This is a genomic window from Saccharopolyspora sp. NPDC000359 (genome assembly GCF_040300525.1).
Classification (GTDB): domain Bacteria; phylum Actinomycetota; class Actinomycetes; order Mycobacteriales; family Pseudonocardiaceae; genus Saccharopolyspora.
Genome location: NZ_JBEPDU010000007.1, coordinates 62,690 through 77,384, shown reverse-complemented (window position 1 = coordinate 77,384; position 14,695 = coordinate 62,690). Strand labels below are relative to the sequence as shown.

Below are 14,695 nucleotides of genomic sequence, written 5' to 3'. Positions count from 1 at the left end.
GATAAGAATGTCCACGCCGAGCTTAAGCATGGAGCCGTGCTACCTCAGCGCGGCGAAGGAGTACCGAACCCAGATGGGCGGGGCGCCCGACGCTACTGCGCTGCCTGCTCCGACGGGAGACGGTGCACGACAGTGGGGTGAAGTCGCCGACAGCTTCCAAGAACTCGTTGGCCGGGTCGAGACATCGCTACGCAAGGCCGAGGCCGCGCACGAAGGTAAGGCTGCGGAGGCTGCTAACGCCTCGATCGCCGAAGTTATGCCGATGGCCGAGGCTGCGGCTGGCACTTCGCAGGGCATCCGCAAGGCCGTAGAGCTGCAGGATGCCAACCAGCGGCAGACCTTCACCGCGCTGCCCGCTCAGGGCGAGACGCTGCCGAGTGGCAAGGAGGCCATCCTCGACCCGCCGGAGAAGGGGTGGGTCGAGGACTGGGGGTTGGACTCCAACCCGATCACCGGCTGGATGAGCGACTACGAAGACCGCCAGCAGGCCTTCGCCGAGACCAACCAGCAGGCCAACGACGCGATGACGCAGTACCGGTCGCAGACCGAAGCCGCCATCGCGCAGATGCCGGAGTTCAAGCCTGCTGACCAGCCGCCGCCTCCGCCGCCGCAGAACTCGACGCCGTACCCGAGCACTCCCAGCGGATACTCCAACACCCCCTCCGGTTACACCAGCGGCAGCGGGATCCCGTCCGCCCCGTCGGGCACTTCGTCCGCGTGGGCCGGGTCGCCGACCCCGACGCCGTCGTACACGCCGACCCCGTCGGCTCCCCCGGCCGGGACGAACGCGGTGTGGGCCAACCCGATGCCCTCGCCCGGGCAGGGGCAGGGTCTTCCTCCCGGCGTCCAGCGCGGCCCGGACGGGACGCTCTACCGGCAGAACCCGCAGACCGGTGCGTGGGAGCGGCAGAACCCCTACAACGGTCGCTGGGCTCCGTCGCCGAACGGCGGCCCCGGTGGTACCCGCGGTGGCACGGGCAACGCTGGCGGCATGAGTCGCGGCGTCGGTGCCGGAGGTACCGGGCAGCTCGGCGGCGGGGGTCGTGCCGGTGCCGGTGGCCTCGGCGGCATGGGCTCGGGTTCTGGTCCGGGTGCTGGCGGCTCCACCGCCGCGGGTGCCGGTGGCCGCGGTGCGGCTGGCGGCATGGGCGGCGCCGGTGGCGCTGGCCGCGGCAAGCAGGGCGAGGAGGACCAGGAGCACGAGCGCCCCGGCTGGTTGACCGAGGACGACGACGTGTTCACCAACGACATGGAGAAGGTCGCGCCGCCGGTCTTCGGTGACTGGTCCAACGGGGGCCGGTGATCGTGGCAGGGCGTGAACTCAGCCTTTCCCCCACGGCGGCGACTTACCTCTGCACCAAGTTCGACGTGCAGTTGCACCCGCTGCTGCGGGTTGGCTGGCTGCCGGTGGAAGCCACCGACTCCGATCGCCGCGAGGCGGCGGCGCGCGGGCAACAGGAGCTGACCCAGCAGGGCCTGCTCGACGCGGACGGCCTCCACCCGTTCCTCGAAGACGCCATCCACCTACTGGCCCGGCCACCGCTGGCGGTCGGGCTCGCGGTGAACTCCCGCGACGGCGAGAGCTTCAACGCCGTCCTGGTGGAGCACGGCCGCAGCACGATCCAGGCCTACCAGCCCGATGGTGAACCGCAGAGCCAGCTGCGGGAGATCCGCATCAAGCGCCACGAGCACGGTGGCCCCGCGGGCAACGCCGTGAACCTGCTCGGCCGGATCTCCGCCGGGGAAGGCGCTTCGGTGTCGGTGCCTTACGAGCAGCTGGACCGAGCTGGCAAGCGCATGAGCGGCGGCGACACGAACTTCGGGGCCGCGCTGGCCGCCAACGGGATTCGCGGCAACGACGCCAAGGTCCTGGCGCAGGCGTTCTCCGCGAAGCGGACCCTGGAGGGGCTGTTCACCGTCCGCGCGTACGACCAGAAGGTGCGCCGGATGCACACGCTGCAGTTCAACCTCCAGTTCTTCGCGACCGAAGCGGGCTGCTACCTGGCCCAGCGCAAACCCGGCCGCGACGGCCGCGAGTGGTACACCCTCGCCCCGGCCGACAGCCGCAAGCTCAACTCCACCATCGACGAGATGGTCAAGGTCCTGACAAGACCAGCCGCGCGGCTTTGAGTCCCACGCCCGTGAGCACTTCCTGGTGCCGTTAGCACCAGGAAGTGCTCACGGTTTTCTTGGGTGCGGCCGGTTGACGCACCGGGGAGGGGCGGCATCGCGCCAACCGGCCGCGCGGTTCGATGCCGGGTCGGGGGGCATCAGCATCGAACCGGGTCTTCAGGAGCTCGCAGGCGGACTGCCGCGCTGCTCGTTGACGAGAACCCCGTTGCAGTCCAAGCAGGTCGGCGCACTACACCAGTCCACCTCGCTCGGCTTGGCCATGGCGACCTGCTTGCCGCACACGGTCTCTTCGCTGGGCTGACCTTCCCAACGACGCCCGCGGAAGGCGTGCCGGACGAACGCGCCCGCACCAGCATCCGGCGTCGGCAACCAGAAATGCCGCTGCACCTCGTCGGCCCCGGTCACCGCTGGCCTCCCGAAGCCGCCGCCTGCCGCCGTATCTCCCGCATCGCACGGCGATTCCGGCACCGAGCAAGCCACATCCGCACGGTCGGCAGCTCCCGCACGACCACCACCCACGGCAGAACCGCCACCAACCCCATGAGCAGGAACAACACCACAGACTGCGGATCAAAAAGTGAAGTCATTTTCGCGATCCGATCTCTTGGTTGATCGTGATGCTAACTTAAACCTGCGATCGCAGATTATGTAACTGCCGAATCGGGTGATGTTCCTGCAGGCGCAGAATGCGGAAAACTTACGGATAACAGATCCGAACCGGAGGCGATCGATGGCAACACCCACCGTGCGGCGGCTTCAACTCGGCAACGAACTACGCCATCTCCGCCAGAAAGCCGGCCATGAGCAGGCCGAAGCCGCCGAGGCCCTGGACTGTGGCATCGGCAAGATCAGCCGCCTGGAGCTCGGCCAAGGCGGAATCAGCAAGGGAGACCTGAAACTCCTGCTGGAGTTCTACGACGTCGACCCAGCTGACGCGCAGTGGATGTTCGAGCTTGCGCGCACGCGCAGCAGCCGAGGCCGCTGGAGCGGCTACCGCGCGGTGTTCCCAGAATGGTTCCGCATGTACGTCGACCTGGAGGCCGATGCTGAAGACCTTCGCCAGGTGAAGGCCGAGATCATCCCGGGACTCTTGCAGACGGAGGCGTACATCCGCGCCATGGACACCGCCTCAGCACGCCGCGAAAGCGAGGACATCGACGCCAACGTCGAGGCCAGGCGGGAACGGCAGGGCGTCCTCACCCGCGAGAAGCCCGCGGCGGCAGCGTTCATCCTCTCCGAGTCGTGCCTGCGCCGACGGGTCGGCGGGGTCGACGTCATGCAGGAACAACTTGACTGGCTGTCAGAGATTGCCCTGCAGCAGAACGTGAATCTCCAAGTGCTCCCGTTCGACGCCGAGGCACCGGGCGGCGCGATGGCCTTCGATTTCACAATGCTGCGCATCCCGTCCAACGGCATCGCAGCCGACCTGGAGTTCGTCTACGTCGAATGCCTCGATGACGCCCGCTACCTGGATGACAAGGACGCCGTAGCGACGTACGCAAGGTTGTGGAACCAACTTCAAGCAGCTGCGCTCTCCCCGAAGAAGTCCCTCAACGTCATACGATCGGTGCGTAAGCAATACTCGGAGTGAACGCGAGGTCGCACCATGATCGATCGACCTGTCCTGCCGGATGCGACGTGGTTCAAGAGCAGCTACAGCGCGACGCAGGACGCTTGCGTCGAGGTGGCGATGGTTCCGGGCGTCGTCGGCGTCCGCGACACCAAGGACCGCGACGGCGGCACACTCGTCTTCAACAGCGCCGCCTGGGCGGGCTTCCTGACCCAGGTTAAGAACAGCTGATCCGGCATGGGGTCGTGAGTGCGAAACAGGGCTAGAACACTGTTACGCACTCACGACCTCACAGCCCCAAGTCGAACGCCTCCTGCGTCCCCTTTCCCATCTGCTCCGGCAACGGCCGATCAGCCGGAATCTCCCGCACCGGCTCAGCAGCTTTGACCTGCTTCTTCCGTCTCCGTCTCACCTTCGGAGCATTCGCCCGCGCAGCCCAAATACGCTCAAGCAAAGCAGAAGCAGGCTCATCCCTCGGATCCTGCTCCACCAACCGACCAGAAAACGCCTCCCGAAGAAGAGACTGTCGCAGATGGTTCGCTTGCCGCGCGGTCTTCTTCAGGTCAGCCGCCAATCTGTCAACAGCAGCGAGCTGTCCGTGCACCTGCTGAACAATCTTCTTCTGCTCCGACATCGGCGGAATAGGAAACTCCACCTTCTTGAATCGCCCAGCAGATAGATGAGCAATGTTTGTCGTAATACGCATATCACGCAGGTACCGACGCGATCGCATATGGCGACGAAACACTAGAAGCGCCCATTCCGGATCGACATTTGAATTACTTCTGAACCGAAGGAGACTGTTCGTGAACGCAACCTCCCCCAGCTCGCCTCGGTACATCGCGGGACGCCCAAGGAGCTCAGGCGACTGCCCTTCATTCAGAAGAATATCACCTTCGGCCAGCCGGAACTTCTCGAAGACATCCGGAGGGAAATCCATTTCCATAACATCGGAGGTGTCGATCCGGCCCTCGAAAACATTCGCTACACGCAAGTACGGGCGCATATTCGGACCACTATGCCAGTCCGGGTGCCGCTGTCGGCCAAGCTCCACCGAACCAGCTTCACTAACCGCGGCTCGACGCCAGTGTTCCGGCCCAGGTATAGGGATCGCCTCACGAAGAACCTGCCTAATCAGCGCGTCAACGCGCTGCCACCCACGCCGAACAGATTCAACACCTGCCTCCACGCGGGACAGGTGGTCTTCGAGGGCGGCAACAATGCGGCGCTGCTCCTCCAATGGCGCTATGGCCAACTTCAAGGAAGTAAGATCTTCACGCCGTAAACTTGGAGTCGCAGTGGAGCTACTGTATTGACCAAGATTGGCAGCCGCGATCTGATATGCAAGAAAATTTATGTCAAGACACCGAGGGACCGGGAGATAGAAGACCGTATCGATAGGCCATGTCGGCACTTCAAATACTTGAACCGCTCCAGCATTCCCCTTCCTCCCAACAATGATGCATGGCTCAGAAACTAGCGGACTCGTCGTCGACGACATCACACCCGCAGAGCCAACTACAGGAATGTCAAATGAATCGCCCCGACGATCAGCCGGGAGCGCTTTACCGTAACGCTGCTCGCAAATTTCCCCCAAGGTTGTCCAGGCCCAGCCGGTGGGTAGGTCGGTCACGCGCTCAGCTCCCGGTTCAGGTCTTCGAGGATCGCTTTCGCCTGGTCATGGCCGAAGGCTTTGGCGAAGCCGAGGCTGCCGCCCCGGCTGTTGAATGGTACGTCGTTGAGGTCTGCGGGCTCGAAGGCCACGTTGCTGGCGATGGTCACCACCACCTGGTCCAACCACCACCGCTGGTCGGCGTTGAACGTGCGGCCCTGCTGCTCCTGCCGGGCCAACCAGCCCGCGTAGCGCTCCTCGACGATGCTCCGGTACGGCCGCACCTCATCGTCCAGGCCCAGTTCGTGGCGCAGAATGCCGATGAAATCGGCGACACCGGCGTCCGAACCATTGCGGGCCGCAGCCTTGCCGAGCTTGTCGTAGGCGTCCAGCAGCGCCGACGCCGTCCAGCGCATCGGCGGCTTCTCCAGCTGCTTGGCCAGCGCCTTCAGCCTCGCGAACACCTCGCGCGGGTTGCGCCGTTCCCGGAACGCGATCTCGAACGCCGCGATCTCGCTGGAGTGCGTGTTCAGGTAGTCACGGAACGAATCGACGACCTGCTGGGCACGTTCCTCCGCGGTCAGTCCTTTGCTGACCAGGATCTCGTCAGCGCTCACCTCGTCGATCACCATGTCGTGCGCCCGGCGGACCTGCAGGATCCGCTCCCGCAGCTCCGGCTTGCCCGCGAGCGGCAGGATCGCGTTCTCCTCCAGCTGCCGCACCGCCTTCTCGCCAGCTTCCTCATCACCACCGGCCGCTGCGGTCGCCTGCTCCCACACCTCCGCACGCCGGTCCGGATCGACCGCATCGTGCAGCCCGCGCGCGATGTCCAGCAGCGGCTGGCCGCCCAGCTCCGCCAGTTCCTGCTTCTCGTCGTCCGCCAGCTGCTGGTTCAGCTTCGACAGCCGGGCGGCCAGCGTGGCCACCTCATCGGTGTCCAGCGTCAGGCCACCGGCCTTCTGCAGCAGCTTCTCCAGGCTGATCTTCCGCTCGCTGAACCGCTCCAACGGCCGGGTCTCCGGCCGGGCCGAATCGGTCACGCCCACCGCATCGACGATCACGAAGTGCGTCTTATCCACCGCATCCGGAGTCACCCGCGTCAGGTCCGCCGGATCGATCGTGCGCGCGCCCCGGCCCTTCATCTGCTCGAACAGCGACCACGTGCCCGGCTCACGCAGGAAGAACACGCATTCCAGCGCCTTCACGTCGGTGCCGGTGGAAATCATGTCCACGGTCACCGCGATCCGCGGCAGGCGCGAGTTGCGGAACGCCTTCAACCGCTCCCCCGGGCTCTTCGCCAAGTATGTGATCTTCTGGCAGAACTCGTCGCCCTCGCCGAACACGCTACGCACCGTCTGGACGATTTCCTCGGCATGCTCGTCGGAACGAGCGAAGATCAGCGTCTTGGGCACATACTCGCGTTCCCGGCCCGCCACCGGGGGGAAGATGTGCGTGAACAGTTTGTCGCGGAACTCCTGGATCACCGTGCGCAGGCGACCCTTCGAAATGGTCGTCTTGCCTTCCTGCTTACCGCTGTAGATGTAGTCGTCGTCCAGATCCTCCATCCGCTCCCGGCGCGTCTTCGTATCGCGAACCGGAACCGTGGTGCCTGCCGTGATCGTGGCGCCCTGCTCGCCGATCTTGGTCCGGATCTTGTAGATCTCGAACGGCACGTTGACCCCGTCGACCACCGACCGGTCAAACGTGTACTCGCTGACCAGGTTCCGCTCGAAAAACCCGAAGGTCTCCGGCACCGGAGTCGCGGTGAGCCCGACGAGATAGGCATCGAAGTACTCCAGCACCGCACGCCAGCGCCCATAGATCGACCGGTGACACTCGTCGATCACGATCAGGTCGAACGTCTCCGGCGGGATGTCTGAGTTGTAGCTCACCTCGGCCGGGCCGTCCAGGCGCTTCTCGAACTCCTCGTCATCCCCCGATTTGCCCTCGGGTACCTGCTGCCCGGTCAGCTTCAGCCACATCCGCTGGATCGTGGACACCACGACGTGGCTGGAACCCAGCACCGTCGATCCAGTCAACCAGCCCACATTGAACTGTTCGTGGAACTTCCGCCCGGTATCGGGCGTGGTGAACGTTCTGAACTCGGTCTCCGCCTGGTCCCCCAGCGTTGTCCGGTCCACCAGGAACAGAATCCGCTTTCCCTTGGCATGTTCCAGGAAACGGTAGGAGAAGCTCGCCGCCGTGTAGGTCTTGCCCGCGCCGGTGGCCATCTGGATCAACGCCCGGGGATCGTTGCGCGCCCACGACTTTTCCAGCCCCTTGATGGCCTTGGTTTGCGCGTCTCGAAGCCTCGACTCGTCCAGCGGCACCTCCGGCAGCCGCTGCAACTGCGCCCGCAACGTCGGGTTGGCGGGGTCGTCGTCGGCCTGGCGCATCCAAGCTCGAATGGTCTCCGGCTGGTGAACTGCGAAAACCCGCCTGCTCCGTGGTTTCGGGTCGAGCTGGTTGAGAAACCTGGTTTCGTTTCCGTCGGTGACGTACTGGAACGGCAGCACACCCTCGAGCCAGGCCCGCTTCTTCAGGTTTTCCGTCAGACCCGCCGCATACTTCGCGGCCTGTGCCTGTGCTTTGGTCAGGTCTTCGCCTTCGCGCTTGGCTTCGATCACGCCGACCGGCATCTTGTCAACGTAGAGCAGGTAGTCGGCATAGCCAGCCTCGGTGTGGGCCTCGCGTCGCGCCACACCCAGCTTCGTCAGGTCCAGCTCACCGCTGTCCTGCACCGACCACCCGGCAGCCCGCAACGTCTTGTCCAGCTCCTCCCGCACCTGCGACTCGGTCAACGGCGGTCGGCAAGCCCGGCGCGATCGCCGCAGGAAGTCCTCGCGCTCCTGCGCGGAAACACTCCTGGCGGCAAGGGCTTCCCGCTCATCCTCCAGCTGCTTGATCAGCCCGGTGAGCTCGGCTTCACGTTGCCGCCACCTTTCCTGTTCCGCCTGGAACTGTGCCAGCTCCGACTCGATCTGGGCGCGTGCTGCCTTGGCGTCGAACAACGACTCCTGCGCTTTACTCAACTCCATGCGCAGTTCGACGAGTTCTCGCTCGTACTCACTGATTTTGGCGTTGATCTCGGCCTTGGCCGCGCGATCGGCCGCTGACGTCGGCTCCGGCATGACGGCCGGACGCGGCGGCGGGAAGAACGCCCGCGGAATGCGGTCGCCCGTCTCGGTCTCGTATCGCCATCCGGCCAGGTAGAAGCAGGCCCGGATAGCGTCCAGCGCTTGGCCGCTCTCGACGTAGTACTCGTGCGCGGCCTGGTTGCCGACTCGCTGGGTGGTGCGCAGCATCTGCACCATGGCGTTGTCCATGGCGCCTTCGGCATCCAGCCTGCCGATCAACTGGTTAAAAGTCTTGCCTTGGGGTTTGATTCCGAGTCGCGCACACGCAGTCTTTGCGATCACCTCCCCAAACTGCCGCGCCCGCACTCCCGCCAGGGACGGTTCGGCGAACAAATGCCGTTCGGCGCTGGCCCCCAAGTACCCCAGCAACGGATCGATCTCGCTCAGCAAATCGAAATTCTTTGAACTGGCAACCAGTTCAGCCATCTCAACTCGGTGATCCGCCCGGGCCATCGCGTTCCTTCCCCAGTCAAGTGAACGAGAACAGGACAACGTAGCAGTTCGATCACACAGCGTACAAGGATCTACGCCGAACTCGGACACCGCCCCCGTACCGGGCTACACACAGCAGAAGGGCCGACCTCCGGCGGAGGTCGGCCCTTCTGCTACGTGCGGTGGCTGGTCAGCCTTCCCAGATCGGGGCGTTCACGCAGTAGTTGACCTGCGGGGAGCCGATCGGGGCCACCAGGGCCAGGACGCCCACGTTGTTGCCGCACAGCTGGACCGGCAGCACGCTGACGTTGTTGTCGTTCAGCAGGTTGATGCCGTCGTTGTCGGAGCTGTCGGCGAAGGCCGGGGAACCGATCGCCAGCAGGGCTGCCGTCGCGGCCGCAGCACCGAGAAGTCGAGTGGAAGTACGCACTTGAAGACCCCAATCCTCCGAGTTGGCGGTTCCGCCGGTCCACTTCGGTCCCACGTCGGGGTGGGCCCCTCCCGAACCGGCGTCACCCACCCTGGCAGCGGATCTTCACCACGGCCTGCCGTGTCCCACCAACGTGATCCACAGACCACACGGTGGAGATCAGCACAACACGGAGTAATCGGAGGAATCGGATCTACCGCCCGAATACGCCCCTCGGACGGGTGATCGGGATCAGGAACCGACCGGGAGCACGTTGGGCACGATCATCGGTCGGCGGCGGTAGGTCTCGGCCACCCACCGGCCGACCACCCGGCGCACCGCCTGCGCGATCCGGTGCGTGTCGGTGATGCCCTCCGCCTCGGTGCGCGCCAGCTCCATCTCCACCAGCGGCACCACGTCGTCCAGCGCCTTCGGGTCGTCGGAGAAGCCGCGGCCGGAGATCGTCGGCGACGACACGGCACGCCCCGTCGCGGCCTCCACCGCCACGGTGATCGCGATGAACCCACCCTCGCCCAGCACCAAGCGGTCGGACAGCGTCGACTCCCCCACGTCACCCACGGACAGGCCGTCGACGTAGACGTGGCCGACCTCCACGCGACCGGCGATGCTGGCGATCCCGTCGAGCAGGTCGACCACCACGCCGTCCTCGGCGATCACCACGCGGTCCGCGGGCACCCCGGTCAGCCGCGCGAGCTCGGCGTTCGCCCGCAGGTGCCGCCACTCGCCGTGCACCGGCATCACGTTGCTGGGCCGCACCGCGTTGTAGAGGTACAAAAGCTCACCAGCCGAGGCGTGGCCGGACACGTGCACCTTCGCGTGCCCCTGGTGCACCACCTGCGCACCCAGCCGCACCAGGCCGTTGACCACGCCGAACACCGCGGTCTCGTTGCCGGGGATCAGCGAGCTGGCCAGCACCACCGTGTCACCGGAGCGGATGCGGATCTGCTTGTGCTCGCCGCGCGCCATCCGGGACAGCGCGGACAGCGGCTCGCCCTGCGAACCGGTCGAGACGAACGCCACCTCGTGCTCGGGCATCTCCAGCGCGGTGTCGAGGTCGACCAGCAACCCGTCCGGCACCTGCAGCATGCCCAGGTCCGCCGCGATGCCCATGTTGCGCACCATGGAGCGCCCGACGAAGCACACCTTGCGGCCGTACGCCTCGGCGACCTCCAGGACCTGCTGCACGCGGTGCACGTGGCTGGCGAAGCAGGCCACGATCACCCGCTGCGTCGCCTTGCCGATCACCCGGTCCAGCACCGGCCCGATCTCGCGCTCGGGGGTGACGAAACCCGGCACCTCGGCGTTGGTGGAGTCCACCAGGAACAGGTCCACGCCCTCGTCGCCGAGCCGGGAGAACCCGGCCAGGTCGGTCAGCCGACCGTCCAGCGGCAGCTGGTCCAGCTTGATGTCACCGGTGTGCAGCGCCACCCCGGCAGGGGTGCGGATGGCCACCGCCAACGCGTCCGGGATGGAGTGGTTGACCGCGAAGAACTCCAGGTCGAACGCACCGTGCTGGCTGTGCTGCCCCTCGGAGACCTCGATCAGCACCGGGTTCAGCCGGTGCTCCCGGCACTTCGCGGCCAGCAACGCGAGGGTGAACTTCGACCCCACCACCGGCAGGTCCGGGCGCAGCCGCAGCAGGAACGGCACCGCGCCGATGTGGTCCTCGTGGCCGTGCGTGAGCACCAGGGCGTCGATGTCGTCCAGCCGGTTCTCGATCGCTGCGAAGTCCGGCAGGATCAGGTCGACGCCAGGCGCGTCGTCCTCGGGGAACAGCACGCCGCAGTCGACGATCAGCAGCCGCCCGCCGAACTCGAAGACGGTCATGTTGCGGCCGACCTCGCCGATGCCGCCGAGCGCAACGACGCGCAGCCCACCCTCTGCCAGCGGGGGCGGTGGGGCCGAAGAAATCGGCGTCACCGGGTGGTACTCGGTGGCTGTCGCCTGTGCGCTCAACGCTGCTTCACCTCTGTGCGGCGTCCGGGTTGACCAGTACCAGGCCAGCATCCCACAGGTCGCTGGTGATCAGCCGCACCTGCTCCTCGGTCGCGGCCGGGAGCGGCAGCCGCGGCTGCCCCGTCTCGTAGCCGCACAGCCGCAGCGCGGTCTTGGAAAAGATGACGCCGCCGACGAAGTTCATCGACCGGTACACCGGCAGCAGGCCGTTGTGGATCTCCCGCGCACCGCTGATGTCACCGGCCTCGAAGGCGTCCAGCATGGCGCGCAGCCGGTCGCCCACGACGTGACCGATCACGCTGACGAAGCCGACCGCGCCGACCGACAGCCACGGCAGGTTCAGCGGGTCCTCGCCCGAGTAGTACGCGAGGTTGGTGGCGGCCATGACCTCGCTCCCGGCCAGCAGGTCGTGCTTGGAGTCCTTGACCGCCTTGATCTGCGGGTGCTCGGCGAGCCGCTTGAGCGTGTCGACCTGGATCGGCACCACCGAGCGCGGCGGGATGTCGTAGAGCATCACCGGCAGCTCGGTGGCGTCGGCGACCGTCCAGAAGTGCTGGAACAGGCCTTCCTGGGGCGGGCGCGAGTAGTACGGCGTGACCACCAGCAGGCCGTGCGCACCGGCCTTCTCCGCGGCGCGGGCGAGCTCGACGGAGTGCTCGGTGTTGTTGGTGCCCGCGCCAGCCACGACGGTCGCGCGGTCGCCCACCGCCTCGACCACGGCGCGCAGCAGCTGCTCCTTCTCGTGGTCGCTGGTCGTGGGGCTCTCACCGGTGGTGCCGTTGACGACCAACCCGTCGTTCCCGACGCTGTCCACCAGGTAGGTGGCCAGTTCCTGGGCGAGCTTCACATCGAGCTTGCCGTCCTCGTCGAAGGGCGTGACCATCGCGGTCAGGACGCGGCCGAACGGGCGGCCTGGAATCGCAGTGGGGCAAGCGGTCATGGCCCTGACGCTACCTGGTGACTTCCCTGTTCAGAGCCCCCGGACCAGGGTCACCGCGCATTCCGGAAACCCCGCGCCCGGCACCGGTTCCCAGCCGTGCATCTTCCGGCTGAGCAGGCCTGCCGCGACGGAGTTTCCGGCTCCTGGGGTCAGAACGAGCGGCGCAGGTCCTCCACCGCGAGCACGTCGGCCTCGTTGCCGTCGAACGTGACCTTCGCAGCACGTCGGCTGAACGCGTGCAGGAGCAGCTCGCTGGGCTCGCCGCTGATGCGCACTGTGCGCGGTCCACTCTTGGCCGCGATCTCGGTGCCGTCGGGCCGGCGCAGCACCACGCCCACCGGGCTGCGCCCGTAGAACACCCGCGCGACCCGCCCGAGGGACTTCCACAGCGCTTCCTCGCGCACCGGGTCCACCGGCCGCGGTTGCCAGTCCGGCTGGGCGCGCCGGACGTCCTCGTGGTGCACGTAGAACTCGGCGGCGTTGACCGCCTCGTCCACACCCGCCAGGCCCATCGGGTTCCACTTCGGCGGTCCCTGCCGCACCTGGTCGACGAGCTCGGGCCACGGCAGGGCGCGCAGCTCGTCCTCGATCCGCCCGCTGCGCTCGGCCAGCGACTTCAGCAGCTTGCCCGCCAGCGCGTCCGGGCGGCGCTCGCGCACCACGAGGTGCACCGCGAGGTCCCTGGTCGTCCACCCCTCGCACAGCGTCGGGGCGTCCGGGCCGACCTGCTCGAGCAGGTCGCACAACTGCTGGCGTTCATCACTGGCCACACCCATGTGCCCACCTTAGTGCTTGGCGCCGACCGGGTTCCGGCCTGCGCCCGGCGTGTCCTCACCCGGTGACGGAGGTGTGCAGCTTGTCGCCGTTGGCGCTGTGGACGGCGCAGTGGACGGACTGGTCGCCCGGATCGGCCCCCGCGCTGGTGGCCTTGTTGTTCCAGGTCTGCTTGGACGGGATCAGCGTGACGAAGCGCAGCGCTGTCTGCTTGCTCGGGGTCAGGATCTTGTCGGAGCTGAAGTAGAGCGAGCAGTAGGCCTCGCCGAAGCGGGCCAGTGCCTCCTCGCCGGGGTAGGGCAGGTCCTCGTCGCTGGCGCTGAACGGCTTGGAGTCCGCGATCAGCTCGAAGTCGTGCGGTTTCGAGCAGGACTTGGCCTTGATCAGCTGGGCCCTGGCGGCGAGCTCCCCGTCACCGCACTTCTCCCCGTCGAGGTCGGTCATGTCGATGTCACCGCCCTCGCCGAAGGTCAGCGTCGGTTGCATCGCGACCGGTTCGCTGCCGCCGACCAGCGCGAACCGGCCGATCAGCAGACCGGCGAGGAAGAGCACCACCGCGGTGGTCGCGCTGCCGATCAGCCAGGGCCGCAGCGTGGCCTTCGGCCGCGGGGCGACGCGGGTTCCTGCCTGTCTCGTCCGCTCGGGCGCACCACCGGTCGAAGTGCTGTCCAGCAGCGCGCGGACCTGGGGCGCGGTGAACCTGGCGCGCGGGTCGCTGATCAGCAGGCCGGTGATCACCGACCCGACGGTTCCGTGCGGCCGGGAGAGCTGCGGGGCCTCGTTCAGCACCGCGTTCAGGGTGGCGGCGGTGGTCTGGCGCTCGAAGGGCATCCAGCCCTCCACGGCGAAGAACAGCGTCGCGCCCAACGACCACAGGTCGCTGGCGGGAGTGGCGTCCGCGCCCTGCAACCGCTCCGGTGCCAGGAACGACGGCGAGCCGACGATGGCGCCACTGGTGGTCAGCCGCGGGTCGTCGAAGGCCTGGGCGATGCCGAAGTCGGCCAGCTTGACGCGACCGTCGGCGACCATGATGTTGCTCGGCTTGACGTCGCGGTGCACGATGCCCGCCCCGTGCGCGCTCTCCAACGCGGAGAGCACCTGGCGGGCCAGGTCGGCAGCCTGTTCCGGGCGCAGCGGGCCGTGCTGCGCGACGTGCTGGGCGAGCGTGATCGCCGGTACCAGCTCCATCACGATGTAGGTGGTCCCGGCCTCGGCGAACACGTCGTGCACCGTGACCACCGCGGGGTCGTTGAGTCGCCCGGCCGTGCGCGCCTCGCGGAGCACCCGCTCCTCGTAGACCTGCCGCTCCTCCGGCGGCACCCCGTCGGGCAGGTGCAGTTCCTTGATCGCGACCTCGCGGCCGATGACCTGGTCCCACGCCCGCCAGACGATGCCCATGCCGCCGCGGCCGAGCTCCTGGACCACCTGGTACCGCCCGCCGATCAGCCTGGCCTGGACACCCGACCCGACCTGCTCCACCACGGCGACGTCCTCCACCTGTACTCACGCGCGATCACGAAGCGCAACAACCCGACACCGTCGTTCATCCAATCAGATGAGCGACTTGTCCACTCGGACTGCGTGGAACCGCTGCGGGTTCCCCCTCCGCCGCGCGTTCGGCGGTGGGGACCGCGCGCTCCGAACAGGCACGACTCAGCGAAGCAGAACTCCGGCCGGGTGAGCACGGCGCGTAGCAGGCGGGGGCGGTGCT

12 protein-coding genes are annotated in these 14,695 nt (G+C 67.0%); 4 read left to right on the top strand and 8 right to left on the bottom strand.

The window, feature by feature from the left end:
• Positions 1 to 262 precede the first annotated feature (262 nt).
• Together ABT324_RS07235 and ABT324_RS07230 are read left to right on the top strand one after the other, a co-directional pair.
• Positions 263 to 1,303, top strand: a complete 1,041-nt coding sequence (locus ABT324_RS07235) for a hypothetical protein (RefSeq protein ID WP_351173068.1) — start codon at positions 263 to 265, stop codon at positions 1,301 to 1,303.
• Positions 1,300 to 2,130 (top strand): ESX secretion-associated protein EspG, encoded by an 831-nt coding sequence (locus ABT324_RS07230; protein WP_351173065.1) that lies wholly within the window; start codon positions 1,300 to 1,302, stop codon positions 2,128 to 2,130. The genes ABT324_RS07235 and ABT324_RS07230 overlap by 4 nt, the downstream gene beginning before the upstream one ends.
• A gap of 159 nt (positions 2,131 to 2,289) precedes the next feature.
• Here the strand turns inward: ABT324_RS07230 and ABT324_RS07225 are convergent, their stop codons facing one another.
• Positions 2,290 to 2,538: a hypothetical protein gene (locus ABT324_RS07225; protein ID WP_351173062.1), complete on the bottom strand. Its 249-nt coding sequence runs from the start codon at positions 2,536 to 2,538 to the stop codon at positions 2,290 to 2,292.
• Between the two features lie 325 nt (positions 2,539 to 2,863).
• Here ABT324_RS07225 and ABT324_RS07220 point away from each other — a divergent pair, with 325 nt between their 5' ends.
• Positions 2,864 to 3,724, top strand: a complete 861-nt coding sequence (locus ABT324_RS07220) for a helix-turn-helix domain-containing protein (protein ID WP_351173059.1) — start codon at positions 2,864 to 2,866, stop codon at positions 3,722 to 3,724.
• Between the two features lie 15 nt (positions 3,725 to 3,739).
• On the top strand, positions 3,740 to 3,934 hold the full coding sequence (locus tag ABT324_RS07215) for a DUF397 domain-containing protein (protein ID WP_351173056.1): 195 nt from the start codon (positions 3,740 to 3,742) through the stop codon (positions 3,932 to 3,934).
• Positions 3,935 to 3,992: 58 nt separating this feature from the next.
• Here the strand turns inward: ABT324_RS07215 and ABT324_RS07210 are convergent, their stop codons facing one another.
• The 7 genes from ABT324_RS07210 to ABT324_RS07180 form a co-directional block, all read right to left on the bottom strand.
• Positions 3,993 to 5,336, bottom strand: coding sequence for a restriction endonuclease subunit S (locus ABT324_RS07210; RefSeq protein WP_351173053.1), 1,344 nt, complete (start codon positions 5,334 to 5,336; stop codon positions 3,993 to 3,995).
• Positions 5,333 to 8,878 carry a DEAD/DEAH box helicase family protein gene (locus tag ABT324_RS07205; protein ID WP_351173050.1) on the bottom strand — a complete coding sequence of 1,182 codons (3,546 nt, stop codon included), beginning with the start codon at positions 8,876 to 8,878 and terminating at the stop codon, positions 5,333 to 5,335. The genes ABT324_RS07210 and ABT324_RS07205 overlap by 4 nt, the downstream gene beginning before the upstream one ends.
• A gap of 196 nt (positions 8,879 to 9,074) precedes the next feature.
• Positions 9,075 to 9,314 (bottom strand): hypothetical protein, encoded by a 240-nt coding sequence (locus tag ABT324_RS07200; RefSeq protein ID WP_351173048.1) that lies wholly within the window; start codon positions 9,312 to 9,314, stop codon positions 9,075 to 9,077.
• A gap of 231 nt (positions 9,315 to 9,545) precedes the next feature.
• Positions 9,546 to 11,270 (bottom strand): ribonuclease J, encoded by a 1,725-nt coding sequence (locus ABT324_RS07195; RefSeq protein WP_351173045.1) that lies wholly within the window; start codon positions 11,268 to 11,270, stop codon positions 9,546 to 9,548.
• A 7-nt stretch (positions 11,271 to 11,277) separates the two neighbouring features.
• Entirely contained in the window at positions 11,278 to 12,210 is a 933-nt protein-coding gene (gene dapA / locus ABT324_RS07190) for a 4-hydroxy-tetrahydrodipicolinate synthase (RefSeq protein ID WP_351173042.1), read from the bottom strand.
• A gap of 149 nt (positions 12,211 to 12,359) precedes the next feature.
• Complete coding sequence (locus tag ABT324_RS07185; protein WP_351173039.1) at positions 12,360 to 12,986, bottom strand: TIGR03085 family metal-binding protein; 627 nt, start codon at positions 12,984 to 12,986, stop codon at positions 12,360 to 12,362.
• A 55-nt stretch (positions 12,987 to 13,041) separates the two neighbouring features.
• Positions 13,042 to 14,481, bottom strand: a complete 1,440-nt coding sequence (locus ABT324_RS07180; RefSeq protein ID WP_351173036.1) for a serine/threonine-protein kinase — start codon at positions 14,479 to 14,481, stop codon at positions 13,042 to 13,044.
• Positions 14,482 to 14,695: the final 214 nt, after the last annotated feature.

Excerpts from the sequence above, each read along its gene's own strand:
- ABT324_RS07235 (WP_351173068.1), top strand. The coding sequence starts at position 263 with ATGGCCGAGGCTGCGGCTGGCACTTCGCAGGGCATCCGCAAGGCCGTA.
- ABT324_RS07220 (WP_351173059.1), top strand. The coding sequence starts at position 2,864 with ATGGCAACACCCACCGTGCGGCGGCTTCAACTCGGCAACGAACTACGC.
- ABT324_RS07215 (WP_351173056.1), top strand. The coding sequence starts at position 3,740 with ATGATCGATCGACCTGTCCTGCCGGATGCGACGTGGTTCAAGAGCAGC.
- ABT324_RS07205 (WP_351173050.1), bottom strand. The coding sequence starts at position 8,878 with ATGGCTGAACTGGTTGCCAGTTCAAAGAATTTCGATTTGCTGAGCGAG.
- dapA (WP_351173042.1), bottom strand. The coding sequence starts at position 12,210 with ATGACCGCTTGCCCCACTGCGATTCCAGGCCGCCCGTTCGGCCGCGTC.
- ABT324_RS07185 (WP_351173039.1), bottom strand. The coding sequence starts at position 12,986 with ATGGGTGTGGCCAGTGATGAACGCCAGCAGTTGTGCGACCTGCTCGAG.